At 73.4% G+C, this 25181-nt stretch carries 21 protein-coding genes; 7 read left to right on the forward strand and 14 right to left on the reverse strand.

From position 1 onward, the window contains the following. The first annotated feature begins 105 nt into the window (after positions 1 to 105). Complete coding sequence (locus GIS00_RS10150) at positions 106 to 477, forward strand: chorismate mutase (RefSeq protein ID WP_230313358.1); 372 nt, start codon at positions 106 to 108, stop codon at positions 475 to 477. A 37-nt stretch (positions 478 to 514) separates the two neighbouring features. On the opposite strand, the gene GIS00_RS10155 is transcribed toward GIS00_RS10150, so the two are convergent. Both GIS00_RS10155 and GIS00_RS10160 read right to left on the reverse strand, forming a co-directional pair. After that, on the reverse strand, positions 515 to 1201 hold the full coding sequence (locus GIS00_RS10155) for a response regulator (protein WP_154768297.1): 687 nt from the start codon (positions 1199 to 1201) through the stop codon (positions 515 to 517). Then, the gene (locus GIS00_RS10160) at positions 1198 to 3039 is read right to left on the reverse strand and encodes a PspC domain-containing protein (RefSeq protein ID WP_322097800.1); all 1842 of its coding nucleotides are present in this window, start codon (positions 3037 to 3039) and stop codon (positions 1198 to 1200) included. Before GIS00_RS10160 ends, GIS00_RS10155 begins: the two co-directional genes overlap by 4 nt. Before the next feature lie 113 nt (positions 3040 to 3152). On the opposite strand from GIS00_RS10160, the gene GIS00_RS10165 reads away from it, so the two are divergent. Next, a complete protein-coding gene (locus tag GIS00_RS10165; RefSeq protein WP_154768298.1) occupies positions 3153 to 4754 on the forward strand; it encodes a PspC domain-containing protein in 1602 nt (533 codons plus the stop codon). Next, a complete protein-coding gene (locus GIS00_RS10170; RefSeq protein WP_154768299.1) occupies positions 4747 to 4968 on the forward strand; it encodes a hypothetical protein in 222 nt (73 codons plus the stop codon). The genes GIS00_RS10165 and GIS00_RS10170 overlap by 8 nt, the downstream gene beginning before the upstream one ends. A 138-nt stretch (positions 4969 to 5106) precedes the next feature. On the opposite strand, the gene GIS00_RS10175 is transcribed toward GIS00_RS10170, so the two are convergent. The 11 genes from GIS00_RS10175 to GIS00_RS10220 all read right to left on the reverse strand — a co-directional run bounded on the left by GIS00_RS10175 (position 5107) and on the right by GIS00_RS10220 (position 19538). Beyond that, positions 5107 to 6453 carry a multidrug effflux MFS transporter gene (locus GIS00_RS10175; RefSeq protein ID WP_322097801.1) on the reverse strand — a complete coding sequence of 449 codons (1347 nt, stop codon included), beginning with the start codon at positions 6451 to 6453 and terminating at the stop codon, positions 5107 to 5109. After that, positions 6450 to 8003, reverse strand: coding sequence for a glutamine-hydrolyzing GMP synthase (gene guaA, locus GIS00_RS10180; RefSeq protein WP_154768375.1), 1554 nt, complete (start codon positions 8001 to 8003; stop codon positions 6450 to 6452). Before guaA ends, GIS00_RS10175 begins: the two co-directional genes overlap by 4 nt. A 343-nt stretch (positions 8004 to 8346) precedes the next feature. After that, positions 8347 to 9015 (reverse strand): response regulator transcription factor, encoded by a 669-nt coding sequence (locus tag GIS00_RS28640; protein WP_322097803.1) that lies wholly within the window; start codon positions 9013 to 9015, stop codon positions 8347 to 8349. Then, the gene (locus GIS00_RS28910; protein WP_322097804.1) at positions 9012 to 11138 is read right to left on the reverse strand and encodes a sensor histidine kinase; all 2127 of its coding nucleotides are present in this window, start codon (positions 11136 to 11138) and stop codon (positions 9012 to 9014) included. The genes GIS00_RS28640 and GIS00_RS28910 overlap by 4 nt, the downstream gene beginning before the upstream one ends. Before the next feature lie 56 nt (positions 11139 to 11194). Beyond that, positions 11195 to 11839, reverse strand: a complete 645-nt coding sequence (locus tag GIS00_RS10195) for a hypothetical protein (RefSeq protein ID WP_154768300.1) — start codon at positions 11837 to 11839, stop codon at positions 11195 to 11197. A gap of 31 nt (positions 11840 to 11870) precedes the next feature. Continuing rightward, positions 11871 to 12941: a phosphotransferase family protein gene (locus GIS00_RS26870; RefSeq protein ID WP_196073216.1), complete on the reverse strand. Its 1071-nt coding sequence runs from the start codon at positions 12939 to 12941 to the stop codon at positions 11871 to 11873. Then, entirely contained in the window at positions 12938 to 13996 is a 1059-nt protein-coding gene (locus GIS00_RS26875; RefSeq protein WP_196073217.1) for a phosphotransferase, read from the reverse strand. The genes GIS00_RS26870 and GIS00_RS26875 overlap by 4 nt, the downstream gene beginning before the upstream one ends. Positions 13997 to 14034: 38 nt before the next feature. Further along, the gene (locus tag GIS00_RS10205; protein ID WP_154768302.1) at positions 14035 to 15843 is read right to left on the reverse strand and encodes an ABC transporter ATP-binding protein; all 1809 of its coding nucleotides are present in this window, start codon (positions 15841 to 15843) and stop codon (positions 14035 to 14037) included. After that, the gene (locus tag GIS00_RS10210) at positions 15840 to 17009 is read right to left on the reverse strand and encodes a glycosyltransferase family 4 protein (protein ID WP_154768303.1); all 1170 of its coding nucleotides are present in this window, start codon (positions 17007 to 17009) and stop codon (positions 15840 to 15842) included. Before GIS00_RS10210 ends, GIS00_RS10205 begins: the two co-directional genes overlap by 4 nt. After that, positions 17006 to 18340: a glycosyltransferase gene (locus GIS00_RS10215; RefSeq protein ID WP_322097805.1), complete on the reverse strand. Its 1335-nt coding sequence runs from the start codon at positions 18338 to 18340 to the stop codon at positions 17006 to 17008. The genes GIS00_RS10210 and GIS00_RS10215 overlap by 4 nt, the downstream gene beginning before the upstream one ends. After that, complete coding sequence (locus tag GIS00_RS10220) at positions 18330 to 19538, reverse strand: glycosyltransferase family protein (protein WP_196073218.1); 1209 nt, start codon at positions 19536 to 19538, stop codon at positions 18330 to 18332. Before GIS00_RS10220 ends, GIS00_RS10215 begins: the two co-directional genes overlap by 11 nt. A 338-nt stretch (positions 19539 to 19876) precedes the next feature. On the opposite strand from GIS00_RS10220, the gene GIS00_RS10225 reads away from it, so the two are divergent. From GIS00_RS10225 to GIS00_RS28915, 4 genes are all read left to right on the forward strand, one after another. After that, entirely contained in the window at positions 19877 to 20983 is a 1107-nt protein-coding gene (locus tag GIS00_RS10225; RefSeq protein ID WP_154768305.1) for a hypothetical protein, read from the forward strand. A 369-nt stretch (positions 20984 to 21352) separates the two neighbouring features. Beyond that, positions 21353 to 22747 carry an HNH endonuclease signature motif containing protein gene (locus tag GIS00_RS10230; protein WP_196073219.1) on the forward strand — a complete coding sequence of 465 codons (1395 nt, stop codon included), beginning with the start codon at positions 21353 to 21355 and terminating at the stop codon, positions 22745 to 22747. 422 nt (positions 22748 to 23169) lie between these two features. Then, positions 23170 to 23436: a DUF4031 domain-containing protein gene (locus tag GIS00_RS10235; RefSeq protein WP_407666829.1), complete on the forward strand. Its 267-nt coding sequence runs from the start codon at positions 23170 to 23172 to the stop codon at positions 23434 to 23436. After that, entirely contained in the window at positions 23433 to 23972 is a 540-nt protein-coding gene (locus GIS00_RS28915) for a GNAT family N-acetyltransferase (protein WP_322097806.1), read from the forward strand. Before GIS00_RS10235 ends, GIS00_RS28915 begins: the two co-directional genes overlap by 4 nt. Positions 23973 to 24316: 344 nt before the next feature. On the opposite strand, the gene GIS00_RS26880 is transcribed toward GIS00_RS28915, so the two are convergent. After that, the coding region (locus tag GIS00_RS26880; protein ID WP_230313359.1) for an Ig-like domain-containing protein at positions 24317 to 25181 on the reverse strand (865 nt) is incomplete at its 5' end.

Here is a 25181-nt window from a genome sequence, read left to right on the forward strand (position 1 = left end):
CCGTCAGCGGCTGATCCACGCCCACGACGACGCCCCGAGGTCCACCAGGACCCGGGGCGTTTTCCGTGCCGGGGCCGGGGGTCGGGGCAGAATGAGGAACGAGTCATGACCAGCAGCACCAGTGCCGTCCGCACCCCGGTCGGCGACCGTCCGGCCACCGGTCCGGCGGCGAGAGGAATGCGTCACGTGTCCGAGCCCGCTCCCCTGCCGGAGATCCCCGTCCCGTCCGACCAGGACGGCATCGACCTGCTCCGGGTCGAGATCGACGCCGCCGACGCGGAGATCGTCCGGCTGATCCAGCGCCGCACCGCGCTGTCGCAGGCGATCGGGCAGGCCCGCAAGTCGCTCGGCGGACCGCGGATCGTCTACAGCCGGGAGATGGCCATTCTCGACCGCTTCCGCGCCCTCGGCCCGGCCGGCACCGATCTCGGGATGCTGCTGCTGGCGATGGGCCGCGGAAAGCTCGGCCGCAAGTAGGCCCAGTTCGGCAGATGCCGCCAGGGCGCCGCCGGTCTCAGACCAGCCGGCGGTCGGTCGCCCAGCGGGAGAGCTCGTAGCGGTTGGACTTCTGCGTCTTGCGCAGCACCGCGGACACATGGGTCTCGACCGTCTTCACCGAGATGAACAGCTGGGCCGCGATCTCCTTGTAGGCGTACCCGCGGGCGAGCAGCTTGAGCACCTCGCGCTCCCGGGGCGACAGCATGTCCAGCTCCGGGTCGGTCACCGGTGCGGCGCCGGGCCGGTCGGAGAAGGCATCCAGGACGAACCCGGCCAGCCGCGGCGAGAACACCGCGTCCCCGCTCGCCACCCGCACCACGGCATCGGCGAGTTCGTTGCCGGAGATGGTCTTGGTGACGTAGCCGCGGGCGCCGGCCCGGATCACGTTGATCACGTCCTCGGCGGCGTCGGACACCGACAGCGCCAGGAACACCACCGACGGCAGGTCAGGGTGGACCTGTTCGAGCACCGCGCGCCCGCCGCCGTCCGGCATGTGCACGTCCAGCAGCACCACGTCCGGCGGGTCACCGACGATCCGGACGACCGCCTCGGACACCGACCCGGCCTCGCCGATGATGCTGATCCGGTCGTCCTGCAGCCGGGCCAGTTCGGCCTGCACACCCGAGCGGAAGAGGGCGTGGTCGTCGACCAGGAACACGCGCACGGGTCTGGTCGGCGGGACCACCGGGGTGGGTTCGGTCATCGGGCACCTTCCCGGGCCGCCGGCTGCTCGTCGCCCGCCGGTTCGGCACCGGGCACGCGAGAGACGGGCATCGACAGCTCGATCTCGGTCCCCGCGCCGGGCGAGGACCGCACGACGGCTCGTCCGCCGTGCCGTTCCATCCTGCCCCGGACCGATTCGGCCAGCCCGCGCCGGTCCGCGCCCACCGCCTCCGGGTCGAAGCCGGCACCGCGGTCACGGACGAACACCGAGGCGGTGCCGTCCTCGATCTCGGCGTAGACGCTGATGTCGGTCACCTCGGCGTGCTTGGCGGCGTTGACCATCGCCTCGCGGGCGGCGGCGACCAGGGCAGCCAGGTGCTGGTCCATTCCGGTGTCGCCGACGACGACCGGGGCGACCGCCACCGCATAGGTGTCCTCCACCTCACCCGCCGCCAGCGCCAGCGCCGCCGCGAAGGTGGTGTCCGGCGCCGCCGGCTCGGCACCCGGGGACGCGTAGCCCGCCGGCCCGTACAACCAGGTCCGCAGCTCCCGCTCCTGACCGCGGGCCAGCCGCTGCACCTCGCGCGGGTCGGCGGCCTGGCGCTGGATCAGCGCGAGGGTCTGCAGCACGGAATCGTGCAGGTGCGCGGCGATCTCGGCGCGTTCGCGCTCGCGGATCCGGCCCTGCCGCTCGGTGCCCAGGTCGCGGACCAGCCTGACCCACCACGGGATGGTGATGACCGCGACGCCGATCAGCGTCAGCAGCACCGCGATGAGCGCGGACCGCACCGCGGTGAAGTCGAGCTGGCCGAGGGCGAACACGGACAGGCCGCCGACCACCAGCAGGCAGCCGCCGATCAGCCGCCACCACCCGGACCCGCCCGGACCGACGATGCCCACGGCGGTGCGCCGCCACTTCGCCCGCCGGGCGTCGTCGGCCTCCCGCCAGATCAGCGCGGCACCGACCGCGGCCAGGCCGAGCGGGCCGAGCACCCAACCCAGCACCTGGCCCAGCCCGAGGGCGGTGGCGGCGATCATCAGCGCCAGCCCGACCGCGCCGATGCCCAGCGCCTGCCGCCGGTCGTTGCGGGAGCTGCGTTCCGGGGCCGCCGCCGAGGTGGCCGGCCGCTGCGGGACGAAGATCCACAGCAGGGCGTAGGCCAGCACGCCGGCCCCGCCCATCACCGCCATCAGCGCGAAGACCACCCGGACCCAGCCGACTGGCACCTTCAGATGGGTGGACAGCCCGCCGGCCACGCCGCCGATCACCGCTCCGTCGCGGGACCGGAACAGCTTCGGGATGCCGTCCGGTGTGGTCGGATCGGTGGGTAGCGGTGGCAGGGCGCCCGCCGATGGAGTGATGTCGGGAGCAATGGCGTCGGTGGCATCGGGGACGCCGGGGCCGGCCGGCCGGTGCGGGCGCCGCTGCCCGTCGACCGGTCCCGCGGCATCAGGACCCGACGGGTCGGAGCCCGGCACCGTCATTTCCGGCGCGGCGACCCCGCCCTCCCGCAGCTCCTGCTCGGTCCCACGGTGGGACGTCCCCCCGGTCGTCGGGTCAGGGATCACGTCCGGGGTCGTACCGGGGTGCCCCGGCCGGGCGCCCGGGTCGGGGAGTGCCGGCCCCTTCCGGAGGTCGACGGATCCGTCCGGGTCACCGTTCCGGCGCGGGGTGCCCGCCGTCCACTGCGTCGGGATCTGGTCCGCGGTGCCGGCCACCGCATCGTCGGAAGTCCTTCCCGCACCACGGGTCCCGGCCGGGTCCGGACCACCACCCGCGCGGTGCGGCATGCGGTGCCACCGCGGCAGCAGGCCACGGCGGTCGGCCGACCGGCCGCTGCTGCGCTGGCCCGACCCGGGCACGGAGGAGGAACTCACCCCACCAGGGTCACACGGGCGCGCGCGAAGGGGTATCCGGGAGGACCCCGGTTCGCCGAACCAGGGTGATCCCCGATGGTGCTCGGACCCCTCTCCCGGCCACTGTTGATGCCATGACCGACAGCTGGCCGCAGACCGGCCTCCCTCCCCAGGCATCCGGAACGGATCGCCGCAGCCGTCTCCCGCGGCGCTCGGCGGGTGACCGCAAGATCGCCGGTGTGGCCGGCGGCCTCGGGCGCGCCCTCGGCGTCGACCCGGTCGTCCTCCGGGTCGCGTTCGTCGTCCTCACCATCTTCGGCGGCTTCGGCGCGCTGCTCTACGTGCTGGGCTGGCTGCTGCTGCCGGACGAGCGCGACGAGGTCTCCGCCGCCGAGGCGCTGATCGGCCGCGGCCGGTCGTCCGTGCCCCCGGTGCTCGCCGTCGGCCTCGCGGTGATCGCCGCGATCAGCCTGATCTCGATCTTCTCCTGGGGCCTGCCGTTCTGGCCGCTGGTCATCATCGGCGCGATCATCGCGGTGAAGGTCGCCCGCCGCCGGAACCGGTTCGGCGGGGACTGGGACCAGCACGCCGAGCGGCGTGCCCGCCGGTTCGCCGAGCAGAGCGGCCGCTGGGAGCAGCGCGCCGACCAGTGGGCCTCGCAGATCGCCGATCACGCCGACCGGATGGCCCGGCACGCCGGCACCTGGGGCCGGCAGGCGGAGGAGTGGGTCGACCGGCAGGGCTGGAACAAGGGCGGTCACGGCTGCGGCCGTGGCCGGAACCGCGGCGCGAGCGTCACCGGCAACCGCGCCGGGTCGACCGACACCTCCCGGCCGGACTCGCCGTTCGACCAGCCGGCGTTCTGGGACAGCCCGCGGCCGACCGACCGGGTGCCCGGATCCGGCCCGACCCGGCCGGAGCCCCGGGACCGGGTGGACTTCTCGAAGAGCGCGCCGACCGCGGACGCCCCGTCCGGTCCGGAAGCGGCCCGCCGCGAGCCGTCCGTCGACGATCCGTACGGTGTCGCCGACCGCACCCCGCCCGCCTGGGACCCGCTGGGTGTCGCGCCGTTCGCCTGGGACCTGCCGGAACCGTCCTCGCCGCAGCCGACGACCGTGGTCCGCACCCGGCCCCGCGGGCTGGGCGCCGTCGGCCGGATCACCGTCGCGCTCGCCTTCCTGTCCGGCGGACTGATGACGGCCGGCATCTTCGCCGGCTGGTGGGCCCTGCCCTGGGCCGCGGTCACCGGCACCGCCCTCGGTGTGCTCGCGTTCGGGCTGCTCGCCTCCGCGCTGGTCGGCCGAGGCCGCTCGCTGATCCCCGCCGGGGTGTTCCTGTCCCTGGTCACGGTGGCCCTCGGGGTCACCGGGATCCACGGCACCGAGGGCTTCGGCCAGCAGGAGTGGCGGCCGACCTCGGTCAGCCAGCTGGAGGACGAGTACGAGCTGAACGCCGGGTACGGGCAACTGGACCTGTCGGCGCTGCAGATCCCGGCCGGCGAGACCGAGGAGGTCACCCTGGTGGTCCGGGCCGGGCACGGGGCGGTCGTGCTGCCGGCCGGCATCGGCGGAACGGTCACCTGCGAGGCGGACGCCGGCTCGGTGGACTGCCTGGGCGACCGGATCAGCGGCGTCGACCGGTCGACGACCCAGACCCTCACCGCGACGGAGGGCAACGGGAACCTGGACCTGACGATCGAGGTCCGGGCGGGCAACGCGGAGGTGACCCGTGGCTGATCAACAGCCCTCGCGCCGGGTCGACATCCTCGGCCTGATCTTCGGGGTGATCTTCCTCGGGGTGGCGGTCGGGTCCTTCGGCGGCAGCCCGCTCTGGCTGTTCTCCGAGGCCGGCAAGTGGATCGTCACCGGCATCATCGGCCTGATCGGCATCGGGTTCCTGATCAGCGCCCTCCCCCGGCGCAAGCAGGAGCAGCAGGCCTCCGGTCGCTGAACCTGTCGGCGATCCGCCCGCCGGCACGAACCTCCACCGCCCGCCCCGTCCGAGAACCCGGACCGGGCGGGCGGTGTCGTGTCGCGGTGTCCTGTCCGGTGCCCCGACCCACGGGCGGCATCGGACGTGCCCGGGCCCTCAGACCGGGCGGACCCGGCCGACGGCCCGCCGGGTCAGCGCCAGCGCCAGCACCCCGAGCACGGTGGCGACCAGCGCGGTGACGGCCAGCGCGCCACCGGTCGTCCGGTCGCCGATGCCGACCAACGGCGCGGTGACCGCGCCCAGCAGGAACTGCAGCGTCCCGATGAGCGCCGATGCGGCGCCGGCGGTCTCGCGGTGCAGCTCCATGGCCAGCGCGGTGCTGTGCGGCAGCGCGAGGCCGACCGAGGACACCATCACGAAGAGCGAGACGATCACCGCCCACAGCACCGGGCCGGTCAGCACGGTCACCCCGAGCAGCGCCGCGCCGACCAGCCCCTGCACCGAGGCCCAGCTCAGCAGCCGCACGGATCCGAACCGGACCACCAGCACCCGGCCGACCTGGCTCAGCAGCACGATGCCCAGCGCGTTCAGCGCGAAGCAGAGCGAGAACCACTGCTCGGACAGTCCGAACCCGTCCTGCAGCAGGAACGGGGACGCCGAGATGTAGCCGAACATCGCGGCGCTGACCATGGTCCCGGCCAGCACCCAGCCCAGGTAGACGCGGTCGGCCAGCAGCACCCGGAAGCCGCGGAGCGTGCCGGCCAGGCCTCCGCTGCTGCGCCGGTCCGGGGGCAGCGACTCCGGTACCGACCGCAGCGCGGCCAGCACCAGCAGCACCCCGATGCCGGCGAGTACCCAGAACACGATCCGCCAGGACCCGAACCGCAGCACCTGGGCGCCGATCACCGGCGCCAGGATCGGCGCCAGCCCGTTGATGGCCGCCATCGTCGCGTAGTACGACGCGGCCGCGGTGCCGCTGAACCGGTCCGCGACCACCGCCCGGCCGATCACGATCCCGGCCGCGCCCGCCGCGCCCTGCAGCAGCCGCAGCCCGATCAGCAACGGCATCGAGGTGGTCAGCGCACAGCCGACCGAGGTGAGCACGAACAGCAGCAGCCCGGCGAGCAGGGGTCCCCGGCGGCCCACCCGGTCCGACCAGGGTCCGACGACCAGCTGCCCGACGGCCAGGCCGACGATGCAGGCCGACAGCGACACCTGGGCCAGCGTGGCCGTGGACCCGAGGGAGTCGGCGAGCTCCGGCAGCGCCGGCAGGTACATGTCCAGGCACAGCGGCCCGAACGCCGACAGCGCACCGAGCGCGATGACCAGCCCGGCGCCGGCCCGGCCGGCGGCATCGTTCGATCCGGCATCGTTCGATCCGGCACCATCCGATTCGGCACCGTCCGACCCGGTGTCGTTCGATGCGGCGGCGTTCGATCCGGCGGCGCCGTCCCCCGCGCTTCCCCCGCCGGCGTCGCTGCCGCCGGGGTGCTCGGGACTCACTCCCACTCGATGGTGCCCGGCGGCTTGCTGGTCACGTCCAGCACCACCCGGTTCACCTCGGCCACCTCTCCGGTGATCCGGCCGGAGATGCGGGCCAGCAGGTCGTAGGGCAGCCGCGACCAGTCGGCGGTCATCGCGTCCTCGCTGGACACCGGGCGCAGCACGATCGGGTGCCCGTACGTGCGGCCGTCGCCCTGCACCCCGACCGACCGGACGTCGGCCAGCAGCACCACCGGGCACTGCCAGATCTCGGCGTCGACACCGGCCGCCGTCATCTCCTCCCGGACGATCGCGTCGGCGGCCCGCAGCGTCGCGAGCCGCTCGGCGTCGACCGCGCCGATGATCCGGATACCCAGCCCCGGCCCCGGGAACGGGTGCCGCTGCACGATCTCCGGCGGCAGCCCGAGTTCGGCGCCGAGCAGCCGCACCTCGTCCTTGAACAGCGTGCGCAACGGCTCGACCAGCTCGAAGGTGAGGTCCTCCGGCAGCCCACCGACGTTGTGGTGGGACTTGATCGTCGCGGTGCCGGTGCCGCCGCCGGACTCGACGACGTCCGGGTAGAGCGTGCCCTGGACCAGGAACCGCACCCCGCCCTCGGCGGCGGCGATGTCTGCCGCGGCCGCCTCGAAGGTGCGGATGAACTCGCGACCGATGATCTTGCGCTTGGTCTCCGGGTCGGTCACCCCGGCCAGCGCGCCGAGGAACTGCGCGGACGCATCGACGGTGACCAGGCGGATCCCGGTGGCGGCCACGTAGTCCCGCTCCACCTGCTCCCGCTCGCCCTGGCGGAGCAGGCCGTGGTCGACGAACACGCACGTCAGCTGATCCCCGACGGCGCGGTGCACCAGGGCTGCGGCGACCGCCGAGTCGACCCCGCCGGACAGCCCGCAGATGACCTTCTCGGTGCCGACGACGGACCGGATCGCCTCGACCTGCTCGGTGAGGATGTGGCCCGGCGTCCAGTCCGGCTTCAGCCCGGCGATGTCGTGCAGGAAGCGGCGCAGCACCTCCTGACCGTGCTGCGAGTGCACCACCTCCGGGTGGTACTGCACGCCGGCCAGCCGGCGGTCGACGTTCTCGAACGCGGCGATCGGGGTGTCCGGGGTGTGCGCGGTGACGGCGAAGCCTTCGGGCGCCTCGGCCACCGAGTCGCCGTGGCTCATCCAGACGTCGAGCGACTCCGGGAGTCCGTGCAGCAGCGCCGATTCCGTGCCGGTGACGGTCAGGCCGGTGGCGCCGTACTCCCGCCGGCCGGTGCGGTCCACCCGGCCGCCGAGCGCCTGGGCCATGGCCTGGAAGCCGTAGCAGATACCGAAGACCGGAACCTCGGCGTCGAAGAGAGCGGGGTCCACCGACGGCGCGTTCTCCGCGTAGACCGAAGACGGGCCGCCGGACAGCACGACCGCGGCCGGCTGCTTGGCCAGCAACTCGTCGACCGGCATCGAGGACGGCACGATCTCGGAGTAGATGCCGGCCTCGCGCACGCGGCGGGCGATCAGCTGGGCGTACTGGGCGCCGAAGTCGACGACGAGGACGGGGTGGTCCTCCAGCGAGCCGGTGGTGGCCGCCGGGTCGTCCTGCGGCGACAGCGGGACGCCCGGGTTCTCGGGTGCTGGGGGTTGCGGACTGCTCACGAGGGTCTGCCTCTCGATCGGGCCTGGGACGGCACACGGACAACGACGTGTGCCGACCGGTCCCTCCCTGGGTTTCTCTCCCGGAGGTGTCCCCGCCGGTCCGGTCACCCGGGCCGGCGGATGTGACGCTCGGTCGCGGTCCGTGCCCGGGAGCATCGCCCGGTCACGCGGAACCCAAGTCACCGTCGTCGGTCAGCGGCACCACCCTACGACATGCCCCGGCCGCCCGCGGTCGTGGCGCGATCGTGGTCCCGGACCCTCAGCCCGCGCCCACCAGCCGGTACCCCATGCCCCGCACCGTGCCGATCCGGTCCGCGCCGATCTTCTTGCGCACGGACCGCACGTAGACATCGACCACGTTTGACCCGGGGTCGAAGTCGTAGCCCCAGACGTGGGACAGGATCTGCTCGCGGGAGAGCACCTGGTCCGGGTGGCGGAGGAACAGCTCGAGCAGGACGAACTCGCGGGCGGTGAGGTCGACGGTGCGCTCCCCCACCCGGACCCGGCGGGTGCGCAGGTCCAGCGAGAGCTCGCCGCGGTGCAGGACGGTGACCTCGGCGGCCCGTTCCGGACCGCGCAGCCGGAGCCGGACCCGGGCCAGCAACTCCTCGAAGCGGAACGGCTTGGTCATGTAGTCGTCGGCGCCGCTCTCCAGCCCGTTGACGGTGTCGGCGAGCGAGTCCCGGGCGGTCAGGATGATGACCGGCGTACTCACCCCACCGGCCCGCAGGCCGGCCAGCACGGAGAAGCCGTCCCGGCCGGGCAGGCCGAGATCGAGGATCACCAGGTCGAACTCGCCGGTGCTCGCGTAGTCGACCGCGGAGATCCCGTCGGTCACCACCGATGTGGTGAAACCATTGGCCTTGAGCCCCTTCTCGACGAACGAGGAGATCCGCGGGTTGTCCTCGGCGATCAGGATGCGGTTCACCGGTGCGCCCCTGCCCCGGCCGCGGGACGGGACGACCCACCGGCGGCGGCCGCCGCGACCGGCACGTCGATGCCGAAACGGGCGCCGCCGCCGTGGTTGTTGCGCACCCAGACCCGGCCGTGGTGCGCGTGGGCGATGGCCGCCACGATGCTCAACCCGAGACCGGCACCGACGGTGTTGTCCTGCGCACCGCCGGTGGAGCCACGACTGAACCGGCCGAAGATCACGTCCAGGTCCTCCTCCGGCACCCCGGGCCCGTTGTCGCTGACCCAGAACGTCGCGCTGTCCGGGCCGCTGATCGCACCGATCCGGATGGTGTCCCCGGATGCGGTGTGCTGCACCGCGTTCTGCGCCAACTGCACCATCGCCTGGGTGATCCGCTGCACGTCCACCTCGACCTCCTCGTCACCGATCGCCTCCAGCACCCAGCGACGGTCGCCGAGTGCCTGCACCTTCGTGTGGACCCCGGCGGTCAGCTCGGCCAGCGAGGTCGGGGCCGGCCGGACGAAGTCCGGCTGCTCCGCCCGGGCCAGCACCAGCAGGTCGTCGACGATCCGGTTCATCCGGTCCAGTTCCTCGCTGACCACCTGCATGGTCTCCTCGCGGTCCTCGGGGTCGTCCCCCATCACCTCGAGATGGCCGCGCACGATGGTGATCGGGGTGCGCAGCTCGTGGCCGGCATCGTCGACGAACTGCCGCTGGGTGGCGAAGGCGGCGTCCAGCCGGTCCAGCATGTCGTTGAAGGTTCGCGACAGTTCGGCGATGTCGTCCCGACCGCGGACCGGGATGCGGCGGGAGATGCGCTTCTCGGTGATCTCCTCGGCGGTCTGCCGGACCCAGCGGATCGGCTCCAGGATGCGGCCGGCCACCACCCAGGCCACCAGGCAGGAGAACAGCAGCGCGATCGCGGAGACCGCCGCGATCAGGCCGATGGTGTCGAAGACCTCGGCCTCCTCGCGATCGACCAGGTAAGCGCTGACGAACGCGCCCTGTTCGTTGCCTCCCGGCAGCCGGACCACCTGCTTGTTCCAGTACATGTCACCACCGGCGGTCGGCACCGTCCCGACGCTGCCCGGGGCGTCGACGACCGCGGCGACGATCGCCGGGTCGGCCAGCGGGTCGCCGACCACCGAGTGGGACTGCCGGATGAGCCCGTTGCTCCAGCCGAACAGCAACTCGTTCTCGTTGGGGTACTGGTTCTGCAGGTGCGTCCGGATCAGGTCGCGGATGTCGGTGAACGGGGCCCCGGTGTCCGGGTCGATGCCGACCCCGGCGAACTGGGTGAACTCGTTGACCTCCTGCTCGGCGCCCGCTGCCACCTCGTGCTCGACCCGGTTCAGCAGGATCGCGCCGAGCGTGAAGCCGACCGTGGTGAGCGTGAGCAGCATCGCGAACAGCACCCAGAACAGGATCCGTATCCGGGCGGTGAGCCGGAACCGGCGTGGCCGGGCAGCCGGGTCCGTCCCGCCGGCGGGCGTACCGGGGGCACCGCGGTCGGCGTTGTCTGTCGGACCGGGCACGAGGTCCCGGCCGGTGGCCGCGAGATCCCGGCCGGTGGGCGGGAGGTCCCGGCCGCCCGCGGCCGTCGGGACCGGGCGGCGTTCACCGGCGGGGAGGGTCGCCGCTGCGCCCGCCGGGAAGGCCGACCCGGTGGCACCGGCCGGGTAGGTCGGTGAGGGCGCCCGGGCCACGTCGCTCGGCGATGGCGCGTCGGCCGGGCGACCGGCGAACGGGTGGCGCTCGGTCGGATACGGGCCGGCTGCATACGGGTCGGCCGCATACGGGTCTGCCGCGTACGGGCCGGCTGCACCCGGGTCGGCCGCATACGGGCCGGCCGCAAACGGGCCGGACGGGTGCAGCGGTGCCGGCGCAGCGAGGAACGCCCCGGACAGGTTGTCGGCAGGGAACGGCGCGGTGGGGAACGGTGCCGCCGGCGCCGCCGATGCGGTCGGTGACGGTCCGGAGCCGGTCCAGTCCGACCAGGCGGTACGGACGACCGGGATCGGCGCGGTGTCGGCCGCGGTATCGGCTGCGGTATCGGCTGCTGTGGGACCAGCGGCGGGACCAGCGGTGGGCCCGGTGCCGGAGCCGACGCGGGCATCAGGGCCGGTGTCTGCGCCCACGGTCGTCCGCCCCCCGGTCCCGGTCCCTGCTCCCGTCGCGCTGCGTCGGGGTGGCCTCATCCGTCCCCGCCGTCGTCGTCCCCGTCGTCCCCGGCGTCGTCGTCCGCGTCGTCGTCGCTCGCGTCGTCGTCGCCCACGTTGTCGTCGTCATCGCCGTCGTCGTCCACGTCCGGTGGCACCACCACCGGCGGTGCCGGCGCGGGCTGGGGTGCCGGCGGCCGGACGGTCGTCGTCGGCGCGGGAGCGGCGGGCGGACGGGTCGTGACGGGCGGCGGCGCTGCAGTGGTCACCGGCGGGCGCGTGGTCGTCGAGGGCCGCGTGGTCGCCGGTGGGCGCGTGGTCGTCGGGGGCCGCGTGGTCGCCGGTGGGCGCGTGGTCGCCGGAGGCCGGGTGGTCGCGGGGGTGCCCGAGCCGGCGGGGGTCCGGGTCGTCGACGTGGCGGGGCCGGTGGAGGGTCGCCCGGTCGAGGAGGCCCCCGATCCGGTGCTGCTCGATCCGGTGCTGCTGGATCCGGTGGCGGGGCCGATCGGGATGCGGTCGGTGCCGCGGGTGCCGGTGGTCGGGTCGAGCGCTCCCACCGTGACCATGTCCGGGAAGGTCGGCTCGTAGGGCCGCGCGGCGACGGCGATGGTCACCGCCACCAGCAGACAGTTGGCCACGACGACACCGACGATGGTCGCGGCCACGGTCGGATTGCGCATGGGTCGATTCTTCCGCCGCCCGGGGTCGGGATCATGAGCCGTGGATGAGGAAATTCTCATCCGGGATCCGGGAACTCCGCTCCGGCCGCAGGTGCGTCCGGAAGTGGTAGACCGCGGCCAACCGGCGCCGGGTCAGCGCGCAGTGGAACGGCAGTGCGGCCCGCACGGCGGCGGACGGGTCGTACCCGTCGAGCAGGGCCGCGCGCAGCCCGGCGGCACCACGGTGACCGCCGTGCACCTCGCGCCACCGCAGGTGCTCGAGCAGGTTCGCCAGGTCGAGCGCCGGGTCACCGATCGCCAGCAGGTCGAAGTCGATGAACCCGACCTCGGGACCGGAGTCCGTCGCCGGGTCTCCGGTCGGGCCGGTGCCGCCGATCAGCAGCTGTTTGTCGTGCAGGTCCCGGTGCAGCGCCACTCCTCTTGCTGTTCGCGGTCGTGGCGGCGTCGCCGCCGTCGGCAGTGCGGCACCCCAGCGCCGGGCGAGGTCCTCCCACCTGCGGGTGACGGCGAGCTCGGCCGCGGAGTCGTGCACCGGCAGCCCGTCCGGCGGCTCGGCGGCGTGCAGCGCGGCCAGCGCGCGGCCCACCGCCCGGACCATCCCCGGCAGTGCCGGGTCGGCGGCGGCGATCAGCTCGTGCAGCGACCGTCCCGGCAGCGCGGCGGTGGTCACCGCATCACCGTCCACGGCGACGATCTCCGGGACCGTCACGCCCAGAACGGACGATGCCCGGGCCGCTTCCAGCAGTCCGGGCAGTCGCGACGCCCGGACCACCTTGGTGAAGGTCCGGCGATCCCGGTCGGTCAGCACCGCCCGCCGGCCGACCCGGTGCGAGACCAGCACCCCACCTCCCGCGATCCGGCGGGCCAGCCCGGGCAGCCTGGGGTCCGCGCCACCCGGGTAGAGGACGAAGCGGCCCAACGGCCGGGCCGCCGGCACCGCCGCCGCAGCGGCGGACGCGTCCTGCGCCCGCTCGAACCAGCGTGCCGCCCACTCCTGACCGCCGACCTCCAGGGCCACGGAGAGCTCGGTCGCCGACACCGGCCGGGCCACGATCCGTTCGGCCCCGACACCGGCCGCGTCCCGGAACACGTCGTCGATCATCGTTGCACCGCCAGGGATTCCATCCGCCGGACCATGCCTGCGGTGTCGGTCACCCAGCCCGCCGCACAGGAGCGGAAGGGGTCGGTCAGCCGGCCGAGCCCGGCGACCAGCAGGTCCCGCAGGTCCGGGACCGGTGGTGCGGTGGCCTGCCCGTAGCCGGCGAGCAGGTCCGGCCATCCGGAGTCGTCCGGAGCGGCCATCCGGAGCGAGGCGAGATCGTCGACAGCGGAGCCGGTCCCGGCCCGGTCCAGGTCCAGCAGTGCGACCCCGCCGCCGGGTTCGATCAGCAGTTGATCGAGCGAGCAGTCCCCGTGCACCAGAGCCGGAGCCGGCGGCCTGCTGGGGAGGGCGCCGGTCAGTGCCACCAGGCCGGCGATCCGCGGTGCCAGGCCGGGCACCAGTCGCGCCGCCATCGCCGCGGATTCCCGCCAGGCGGGTGCACCGGCGGCGGGGACCGCAGGAGTGATCGGCGTCGCGTGCCATCGGGCCAGCGCCGCGCCGACCGCAACGAGGTCCTGCGGACCTGCCGGGCGCCCCGGCAGGAACCCCAGTTCCAGGGTGGCGGTGTCCGGGTCGTGTCCGAGCACCGGCGAGGTGGCGACGGTGGCCCCTACTGCCGACCGGTACCGCAGCAGTGCATCCGTCGACCGGCCGGCCCGGTAGCAGCGACGCAGCACGGATCCGTCGGCGGACCGGGACACCCATCGCCGCATGGGTTTCCAGGCGAGTGGCTGTCCGTCCGGCGGGGTCCGCAGGCCCGGGAGGTCACGGTCGGCGCCCGGCCCGGCGAGCAGCACCCCGGCGGCCTCGTCGACGGCGAGGACGGCGTCGGGCGCTTTGCGGACGTACTTGGCGACCTTGGGGCGGGCGTGGTCCGCGACGGCGAACAGGAATGCCGGGCGGCCACCGATTTCGAGAGCGAGCACGACGCTGGTACCTGGCTTCCAGCGCCGGTAGCGCAGTCGACCCGCCGCCGGCGCGCCGACCTGCTCCAACCAGCCGGCGAGCCGGTCCGGGTCGGTGGCGACCGGGAACCCCGGGACATCGGGATCCATGGCGATGCCTGCGATCCCGCCGCAAGCCGGAGCACCCGTCACCACGGTCGTCGCGCCATCTGCGGTCCCGTGTTCGCCGGACGTGCGGGCCCGGCGACGGCCGGGACGCCGACCGTGACGATCCGGTCGGCGTCCGCGGCGTGCGCCGGGTCGTGGGTCACGACGAAGGTGGTGCGCCCCTCGGTCAACCGGCGGAGCGCGGCGCGGACCTCCCCCTCGGTCTTCTCGTCGAGTCCGGTGAGCGGCTCGTCCAGGACGATGATCGGCGTCCGGCGCACTGCGGCGCGGGCGATCGCGATCCGCTGCCGCTGACCGCCGGAGAGGGTGGAACCCCTCTCCCCGACCACGGTCTCGTAGCCGTGCGGAAGCCGCCGGACGAATTCGTCGGCACCGGCCAGGGTCGCCGCCCGGACGATCTCCTGCGGCGACACCGGGAACGGCGAGCCCAGCGCGATGTTCTCCGCGATGGTGCCGCGGAACAGGACGGACTCCTGCAGCAGCACGGTCACCTGGTCCCGCACCGAGTCGATGGTCAGGTCGCGGACGTCGTGGCCGTCGAGCAGCAACCGGCCGCCGTCCGGGTCGCGGAACCGGGCGAGCAGGCCGACGAGAGTCGACTTCCCCGCCCCGGACGGCCCGACGAGGGCGATCCGCTCCCCCGGCCGCACCGTGAGGTCCAGTCCGCGCAGCACCGGCGGGCCGCCGGGATACCCGGCCCACACCTGCTCGAACCGCACGAAGCCGCGCAGCCGCGGCGCCGGTCGGGCCCAGCTGGTGTCACGCACCTGGGAGCGCTGTTCCAGCACGTCGACGATGCGTTCCCCGGAGGCCAGCGCCTTGGACAGCCGGCCGGTGTACTTGGCGATGTCGCGCATCGGCTTGAACGCGGTCTTGAGGTAGGTCAGGAACACCGTGAGCTCGCCGACCGTCAACGCACCGGACAGCACCCGGGTGGCGCCGAACCAGAGCACCAACGCGGTGGCGATGCCGACCAGGACATCGGTCGACCGCTCCAGCGCGGCGGCCAGCCGCTTGGCCTTCACCCCGTCCCGGAAGGACTTCTCGTTGCCGCCGGAGAACCGTTGCTGCAGCCGTTCCTGCAGCGAGTACGTGGTGATCACCGGCATCGCCGACAGCGATTCGGCGGCCACCGCGGCGAGATCGCCCTCGGCGGAGCGCTGGGACCGCGACACCGACGCGATCCGCCGTGTCGACCGTCGGGAGAGCAGCGCGAAGAGCGGCAGCACGGTGATCGCCGCCAGGGCCAACGGCCAGTCGAGAACGGCGACCACGGCGAGCATCCCGGCCAGGGTGACCAGGTTGCCGACCAGTGGGAGGGCCGCGGTGACCGCCACCTCCTGCAGCCGTCCCACGTCACCGGTGACGCGGGTGACCAGGTCACCGGTGCGGTTGCGCTCGTGGAAGTCCATCGGCAGCCGGGTGAGGTGGGCGAACAGCTCGGCCCGCACCCGGGTGAGCACCCGGTTGCCGACCAGCGCGAAACACATGGTCATGGCGAACGAGAACAGCGCCCGCAGCGCGACAACCGCACCGAGCGCCAGTGCGCACAATGTCACTCCGTGCAGCAGACCGTCCCGGCCCTGACCGGTGGCCACCACCGGCACCAGGCGGTCGATGACCACCGCCAGCGGCCACGGTTCCAGCAGCCGCATCAGCACCTCGCCGAGCAGTGCCAGCATGCCGCCGGCGATCAGCAGCCGCTGGCCGTGCAGGTGCGGCCGCAGCCGCCGCAGCACGCGCAGCAGCTGCGGCCAGGTGGCCTGCTCCTTCGACGTGGACGTGCCCGTGGATTCTGCCGATGTCCTCTGCGCTGCCGATGTTCTCATGCGGTGCTCCGGATCCCGTCGCCGCGCACCAGGCCACCCAGCGGGGCCAGCGACCGGCGGACGACGTCGGCCCACGTGTGGGCGGCGACCGCACGAGCCCGCCCGCGGCGCGCCAGATCGGTGCGCAGCGCGGTGTCGGACCGGAGTCGGTGCAGGGCCAGGGCCAGCGCCGCCGGATCCCCGGGCGGCACCAGGACTCCGAGCCGGCCGTGGTCCAGGGCCGCCGGCAGCTGCCCGACCCCGGAGGCGACGACCGGCAGCCCGGCGGCCAGGTACTCGTAGACCTTGAGCGGCGAGAAGTACTGGTCCTGGGCGACAGGGTAAGGGGCGCAGGCGATGTCCATGCGCCGGAGCTGGGTCACCACCGCGTCCGCGGGCACCGCGCCGTTGAACTCCAGGGCCGTTCCGAGATCGGACGCTGCCGCGGAGCCGGCCAGGGCCACCCGGCGCGGACCGTCGCCGACCACCAGGGCCGCCCAGCGCCGGTCGGACCGGTGCAGCCGCGCCACTGCCTCCAGCAGCACCTCGACCCCGTGCCAGGGTTTGAGCGAACCGGCGAAGCCGACCACGAACCGGCCGGCGTCCGCCGGCGTGACCGGGCCCGATCGCGGCGAGATCCGCTGCACATCAACCCCGTTCGGCACGACCAGCGGATCGGCGCCGCGCTCCCGGGCCCAGTCGGCGACCGGATCGGACACGCACACCACCACCGATGCCGCCGACAGCGCGGCCACGGCGCACTCCTCCGCGACCGCGGTGTGCACCAGCGACCGGTGAAGCTGCTGCTCCTGCACCAGCGGGGCGTTCACCTCCAACACCGACGGGCGCCGGTGCCGGCGCGCCCAGTCGGTGGCGGTGCGCCCCCAGAGCGAGTACCGCTCGTAGACCAGGTCCGGATCGATGTCCTCCAGCGCGTCCGCCACCGCCCGGTCCGCCGCCATGGCCGCGAGTTCCCTGTCCGCGACGGTGATCCCGCTGCCCGCGGGAACGGCAGGCAGCCGGTGGACGCCGACGTCGGCAGGGCCCCCGTCGGGGCGGACCGCGACCACCCGGACGTCGTGCCCGGCCCGTCGGAACTCGCCGATCACCGCGCGGGCGTGCAGCGACGCACCCTTGGTGCCGAAGACCGGGATGCCGGGGTCCGCGCAGACGAAGGCGATCCTCATCGCAGTGCTCCTTCCGGCGCCGCGGTGGGCACCCCGAATCCGGCCGCGACGGCAGCGGCCTGCCGCCGGGTGTCGTAGTCCTGCTCCACCAACCGGCGGGCCGCCGCCGCGAGCCCGGCGCCGAGCGCACGGTCGGTCAGCAACGACTCGAGGGCGTCGGCCAGCGCACGGGGGTCCCGTTCCGGGACCAACAACCCGGTCCGGCCCGGGACGACCGCCTCGCCGATGCCGGTGACCGGGGTGGAGACGCACGGGGTCCCCAGGGCCATCGCCTCCAGCAGCACCGTCGGCAGCCCGTCACGGTTGCCGTCGGCGCCGACCACACAGGGCGCCGCCAGCACGGCCGCACCGGCCACCACCTCGCGGACCCGGTCCTGCGGCTGTGCACCGTGCAGCCGGACCCGGTCGGCGAGCCCCAGCTGCTGCACGTCGGCGGCGAGAACCGTTGCCAAAGCGCCGGTCCCGACCAGGTCGAGGTGGAACCCGACACCCCGGTCCCGCAGCAGCGCGGCCGCCTGCAGCAGGTATCCGAAACCTTTCTTCTCCACCAGGCGCCCGATCGCGGCGATCCGGGGCGGCCGGTGGACGAGGTCTGCGCGGAACGGGAATCCCGCCAGGTCGATGCCGTTGCGCACCAGGCGGAGCCGGTCACCGATCTCCGGGAACCGGGCTGCGAGGTGGTCGGCGTTGTAGCGGCTGATGGTGACCACGGTGTGCGCGTCGCCCAGGGTCCGGGCCAGCTCGGCGTCGTCGATGTCGTCGACGAAGATGTCCTTGGCATGGGCGGTGACCGAGTAGGTGATCCCGGCCAGCCGCGCGGCGAGCCGGGCCACCCGGGCGGCGATGGAGGCGAAATGTGCGTGCAGGTGGGTGATCCCGTTCTCCACGGCGGCGCCGGCCAGCAGCACCGCCTGGGCCGCTTCGCCGACCTCGGCGTCGAGCAGGTCGTCGAGGTGCAGCACGAGGCCGGGCAGCGCCGTCCGGGCCGCGCCGAGCAGCGCCCACAGCTCCGCCGTGCGGAGGTGGTGGCCACCGATGTGGTGCACCGGCGCCTCCAGCAGCGAGAGCTCGCGGTGGAAACGGCCGTCGTCGGGCAACCGCAGCGAGAACACCCCGACCGGCACACCGTGCTGCTGCAGGGCGAGAAGTTCGGTCAGCACGAAGGTCTCGGAGAAGCGTGGGAACATCTTCAGCACGTACCCGACCCGCGGAGCGGCGCCGGGCGAACGACCTGCGGTCAGCGCAGCACCGGACCCGCCCGGGCGCTCGGCGCCGGGGTCGGTCGGTATCACGGAGCCGGCAACGGCTCCGCGGATCGTCTCAGGCAGCACGGTGGGCCTCCTGCAGCAGCGAGGCGCACAGCCCGGGCACCCGGTGCAGGCCGGACAGGTCGATCGGGGCCGCGTCGGTCGCCGGCCGGGAGACCGCCGTCGCCAGCCAGGTCGTCAGCGTGTCCGCGGTCAGCAGGGCCGGGTCCAGCAGGTCGCAGGCACCCCGGGCGGCCAGTCGCTCGGCTCGGATCCACTGTTCCCGCCGCGGGATCACCCTGGGTACCAGCAGGGCCGGCACCCGGGCCTGCAGCAGTTCGCAGACCGTGTTGTACCCGGCCATCGACACCACCGCCGCCGCTCCGGCGATGAACTCGTCCGCGTCCGGGATGAATTCCAGCAACTGCAGGTCCGTCCGGCCCGCGGCGAGGGCGCGGAGCCGTTCCCGGTGCCGTCGTGGCAGGTAGGGGCCGGTGACCAGGACGGCGCTGTGGCCGGCCGGGGGCCGGGCACCGGCGAACGCCTCGGCCACCGCCAGTCCGTCCTGGCCGCCGCCGACCAGGCCGAGCACGTACGGACCGGCCGGCGGCCGCACCCGTTGCTCCGTGCGCACCCGGGGACGCAGGCCGTCGGCACGGCCCTCACCCAGGTAGCCGGTGAACACGACCCGGTCACCGACGGCCCCGACCAGCGGGTGCTCGGCGGTCAGGTCATGCACGTCGCGGTCGCCGTACACCCAGACCTGGTCGTAGAACGCGGTGATCGTCTCGACGGTGCGCTGGTCCCGCCACTCGCGGTGCACCACGTCCGGCTCGTCGAGGATGTCCCGCAGTCCGAGCACGGTCCTGGTGCGGCCGGCCGCACGCAGCCGGGCGAGCACCGGCTCCAGCTCGCCGCACACCCCGCCCGCGGCCTTGTCCACGACCAGCACATCTGGGTCGAAGGCCCGCAGCGCGGCGTCGATGATCCCGGAGCGCATGGCGGTGATCCGGCGCAGCGACGAACCCATCACCCGGGCCGCGTACCGCCCGCGCTTGTCCTTGGCCACCGTGGGCAGGGTGACGACGTCGGTCCGGTCCGGCAGCGGCAACGTGGTCGCCTCGGGATTGCCGGTGAGCAGCAGGATGTCGCAGTCCTCGCCGGCGGACATCGCCGCGGCCAGGGTGATGTTGCGCCGGATGTGACCGAGCCCCTGGGTGTCGTGCGAGTAGAACGCGATCCGCCGTGGACCACCCACCGGCCCTGTCGTGGTGACCTTCACCCTGGTCCTCCTGATCATCGCGTCCGCCGGCCCGTGCGTCCGGTTCGATGACCACCGTCCGTCGCGGGGATGGACGGCAGATGAGCCGATCATGAAACCGTCTTCACGAACGTGGCCTGGGTCTCGTCGGGCCCGACCGCGGCCGATCGGATCTGCGAACGGGCCGCACGATGCCGGGCCGGGGAGTCGCGTCCGGCGGTCGGCAGCATCGTCGGTGCCGGGTCCGGGTGTCCCGGGGTCACCCGGACGCCGCGGCCGGCGGGGTATCCGGTCACGGCACCCGGCGTCCAGTGGCCGGGTCCGGATCGACCGGGTCCGGAGAACCACAGGAGGTCCCCGTGCGCAGAACACTCCTCGCCGGTGTCGTCGCCGCGCTCACCGCCGGACTCACCGGCGTCCTGGCCGCCCTGCCGGCCGCCGCCGTCCAGGCGTCCTCGTCGCCACCGGCAGCCGTCTCCGCTGCCCCCGGCGCATTCGGCGCCGATCAGATCGTCGGGTCGTGCATCTCGGGGCCTTCCGCAGCGGACATCTCGACGGACGGCACGGTGCGTGGCTTCGCCGCCTGCACCGGAGGCGCTGAGTACGGCCCCATCTCCTACTTCCGGCAACAGGCCGGCGGAACCCTCTACCGGGAGGACACCCCCTGGACCGGCGAGGTGCTGGCCACCGCCTGGGACGGTGTCGACGCGATGTACGTGGTGTTCGAGGACGAGGGCATGCTGCGCATCGCCAAGCGCACGTCGAGCACCGGCGCGTACTCGGCCACCACCCTGCTCTCGTTCGACTCCGGTTTCCAGGCCGACGTGGTCGCCTCGAACGGCAAGTGGTGGGCGGTCTGGAGCCGGCCGGCCGGGTCAGGCATGGACGCCCCTGTCCAGCTCTTCCAGGCACACACCCTGCTCGGCACCCAGGCGCCGACGCAGATCACCCACACCCCGCCGTCGATCACCAACACCCATCCGTCGCTGACCTACCGCAACGGCCGGGTCACGCTCATCTGGAGCCGCGGGTACGAGGACCACTCCGACCTACGGATGGCCAACAGCACGGGCGGCCCGTGGGCGTCGTTCGACTTCGCCACCTTCGGCACCGACAACGACCGGGTGGACAGCATCAACTACAACGGCATCCTGTACACGACCTGGCAGCGTGACGGGAAGATCGTGGTCGCCGACAACTCCACCGGCGCCTTCGTATCGCACACCTTCGTGACCGGCGGCCGGCTGCCCAGGATCGGACACTCCGGCGGGAAGACCTTCCTCGCCTGGACCACCGGCAGCGGGATCAACCAGAAGCTGCTGTTCACCGAGCGGTCGGGTGGGGTCTGGTCGAGCGTCCCGGTCGGCGGGTTCCCGGGAGTGGCGAGCGCGGTGCTCGGGCAGGGCGGGAAGGCCCGCATCCTCTACTACGACGACGAGCGGCTGCATCTGCGCAGCCAGCTCTGATCCGACAACGGGGGGCACACCGTCCGGACGCCGCCACCCGGTGGGAGTCGACATCCGCGACACCGACCGGGTGGTGCTGCGTTCGGACGGTGCACCGGCGGGTGACGCTCGGCCGGCCGTTCTGGGGAAGGTTGCCGACCGCCAGGTCGGAGCCTCGTTGCCAACGGCCCGGGTTGCCGGCGACCGACGCTGCCCGGGGATTCCGACCGCCGGTCGGCGGTGTCGCCCCTGTCGGGCGGTCCGGTTGGTCCGGTCCCTCGCAACCGTCGGGCGCCACCCTGCGTGCCCGGTTGTCCACACCACACCCGTTGTCCACAGTGCGCTCTCGCAATCGCCCACGACCCAGCCGACCTCGCTAGTTTCGGAGACGTGGACGGAGCGCGAACCGGCTGGACCGATCCCGACGAGGCTTCCCGCCTCGCCGGGATCGCCACGGACGCACTCCGCGACCTCGGGGCGGGTGCCTTCTGGAAGCTGACCCCCGAACAGCTCGACGACCTCGCCCGGGCCGTCGAACAGGCCACCCGCCTGGCCTTCACCGTCCAGGTCGCCGTCGCCGGGGAGTACGAATCCCAGCACGTCGCGCGTACCCGCGGTTGCTCCTCGACCGCTTCGATGTTGTCCGGGCTGCTGCGCATCGGCATCGGGGAGGCACGCCACCGGTGCCGTGTCGCCGCGCTGACCCTGCCGCAGGATCTGCCCTCGGGCGGCGAGACCGATCCGGAACTACCACTTCTCGCGGCAGCACTCAAGGGCGGCGAGATCAGCTCCGAGCACGCCCGGATCATCGAGGGTTGCTTCCGACGACTGCCCGAGGTGGTCCCGGCGGAGTCCCGTGCCGGCTTCGAGGAGGCCCTCGTCGGCCTCTCGAAGCAGGCGGACCCCGGAGCTCTGTCCACCCTCGCCACGCACCTGCAGTCCCTGCTCGAGCAGGAGATCCCACCGGAGGACAAGCCGAACCCGAAGGACCGCGAAGAGCTGACCATCGGTGTCCGCGACCACGCCTCGGGGCTGACGCCGTTCAAAGGACGTCTCGACGACTACGGCACCGAGCAGTTGCGGAACCTGTTCGACACCCTGGCCAGGCCCAGGCCCGCGGGCGACATCCCCGACCCGCGATCGGCTCCGACCAGGAACGCCCATGCCCTGTCCGAGGCGTTGGACCGCCTGCAGCGCTGCCACTGCGACGACGACGAGGGCGGGTACGGGGGGCCGGTCCTGGAGATCATGCTCGACTGGGACCTGCTCCGGCAGCAGGTGACCGACCCGGCGACCACCGCCCACGGCTTCACCTTCAGCATCGAAGAGACCCGGCGACTGCTCTGCGATGCCAACGTGCTCCCCGTCGTGATGAACGGACGATCCGTTCCGCTCGACCTGGGCCGCACCCAGCGGGTGGCCAACAGAGCACTGCGGCGGGCCCTCGCGGCCCGTGACGGCGGCTGCGCGTTCCCCGGTTGCGATCGCGTTCCCGCATGGTGCCATGCGCACCACATCAACTACTGGGGAAGAGATCTCGGCGCGACCGACCTCGCCAACTGCGTGCTGCTGTGCGCCCACCATCACTCCGTCATCCATCAGGAGCACTGGATCGTCCGGATGAACCCGGATGACGAGCGCCCTGACTTCATCCCGCCGGCGTGGCTCGACCCGGACCGTCAACCGCTTCGCAACACCCTCCACCGACCGTGGCGACAGGCGGCACCGGATGACAACCGGTCTGCATCACCACCGAACGGCGACGACCCCGACGGTGGACCCTGACGGCACGTCGGCACCTCCGCAACAGCGGCGGCGGCAGCGCAGCAGCACGGACAGCGGCCGCACCGTCGGCGCGGCGGTAGCGGCCGCGCTGCGGCTGCGGTTGCGGCTGCACTGCGGTTGCGGCTGCACTGCGGCGCGGCTGCGGCTGCGGCTGCGGCTCCGGCTTGGCTGCGCTGCGACTGCGGCCGCACCGCGGCGCAGCGGCGCGGCTGCGGCTGCGCCGCGGTTGCGGTTGCACTGCGGCGCGGCTGCGGCTCCGGCTCGGCTGCCCTACGGCGCGGCTGCGGTTGCGGCTGCACTGCGGTGCGGCTGCGGCTGCACTGCGGCTGTCGTTCACCGCCGGTGCGGCACCGGTCCCCGGCGTGACCAGTACGAGCGCCACCCACGGCAGGAGGCCCGGATCGATGGCGCAGACTGTTCCGGTGACCGTGCTGATCGACCCTCCACGCTGGCCGGCGCACGGACGGCTGTGGGCACACCTGGTGTCGGACGCCTCCTACGACGAGCTGCACGCCTTCGCCGCCGCGGCCGGCATTCCCGAGCGCGGGTTCGACCACGACCACTACGACGTGCCCGCCGATCGCTACGACGCACTGGTCGCGGCCGGCGCCGTCGCCGTCGACTCGCGCGAGCTGCTGCGCCGTATCACCCACGCGGGTCTGCGCCGACCGAAGCGGGACCGCCGGTGACCGTCGGCGCCGCTGCCGACCGCCCGGGCGGGACCGGCCGACACCCGAACCGGCCGCAGGACGCTGCTCCGGGCCCGCTCGCCGTCGAGGAGGTGCCCTGGGACGACCCCGACGCCGTCGCGCTCCGGCTGCGGCAGGAGGCCGAGATCCACGCCCGGTTCGCCGATGCCGATGCGGAGCCGGGTGTCCGGCCGAGGGCGGCCGACGTCGTCGCCTTCGTGCTGGTGCGCGACCGCGCGGGTGTTGCCCTGGGATGCGGCGGTATCCGCGCGATCGACGCGCGGACGGGCGAGATCAAGCGGATGTACACCGCGCCGGACGCCCGCGGGCGCGGGGTGGGACGAATGGTGCTGGCCGAACTCGAGCGGATCGGCCGGACCCACGGCTGGACGCGGATGCTGCTGGAGACGGGCGAGGAGCTGCCGGAGGCCGTCGGCCTGTACACCGCGTGCGGCTACACCCGCACCGACAACTACGGACCCTATGTGGGAGAACCGCTCTCGGTCTGCTTCGGCAAGGACCTGGTCCCGCGCTGACCGTCCGCCGTAGCGACGCGAACACCGTCCTGCCACTTCCCGCTGTTCCCGGGTCTGCAACGACCACGGGCTCTGCAACGACCGCGGATACCTGCGAACGGACCGGGGCAACGACCCCGGATACCGCATCGGACCCGGGCAGCGACCTCGGATACCGCATCTGACCTGCGGCAATGACCTCGGGCCCGGCCGCTCCGTGGGGAGCGACCGGGCCCGAAAGGTCAGCGTGCGGTGGTGAAGCCTGAGGTGGAGCCGGTACTGCAAGTGCTACTGCTGCGAATCTGTGAACCACCGAGAACTACGGCGGCTACCGACTGCTGCGAGAGCCGTTGCCGTGGCTGGTGTCAGCGGACGGTGACGGACACCGCGGTGCTGTCGGCGGTGTTACCGGCGGCGTCGGAGGCCCGAGCCACCACCGAGTAGGTGCCCTTGGGCAGCGAGGCAGTGTTCACCGTGAAGCTCCAGACACCGTTCTTCAGGGAGGCGTTGCCGAGAGCCTGCTTGTTGACCAGCATCTGGACCTTGGTGACGCCGACGTTGTCGGAGGCGGCCACAGTGGCGGTCACGGTACCGGTGACGGTGGACTTCGTGGTCGGGCTGGTGATGGCGACGGTCGGCTTCACGGTGTCCTTGGCCGGCGCCGCGGCAGCCGGGGCGGACGGGGTGGCGGCCTCGGTGCTGCCGGTCGAGGTGCCCTGCGCCGCAGCGGCCTTGGCGGCACGGGCGGCGACCGCGGTGGCGATCGCGGAGATCGACGGGGTGTTCGCACCGGCGACGGTGGCCGGCATCGGGGTGCCGAAGCGATCGGTGGTGGCCGGGGTGGAGGTGCCGGCGGGGGTGATCGCGGCGTCGTCGGCGTTCACCAGGCGCAGGTCGTTGGCCTCACGGTCGACGATCTGGACGGTGCCGACCCGGTTCCCGTTGGCACCGATCGCCTTCGGGGTCTTGCAGAGGCCGAGGTTCCAGCGGGCGACGACGGTGTTGGTCATGACGGCGCCGCAGTCGGAGAGGTAGTCGACGATGTTGCGGTCGAAGACGGCGCCGGGGGTGGTGATGCGGGCGGCGCCGTCGAGGAAGGTGTTGTTGCGGACGGTGATGCCGGTCATCTTGGTGTAGCGCAGGTCGATGCTGGTGCCGCCGTTGCAGGCGGCGGACTTGACCAGGCAGCCCTGGACGAAGTTGGACTCGACGAGGACGTCGTTGACGCCC

It is taken from the genome of Nakamurella alba, from assembly GCF_009707545.1.
Classification (GTDB): Bacteria; Actinomycetota; Actinomycetes; order Mycobacteriales; family Nakamurellaceae; genus Nakamurella; species Nakamurella alba.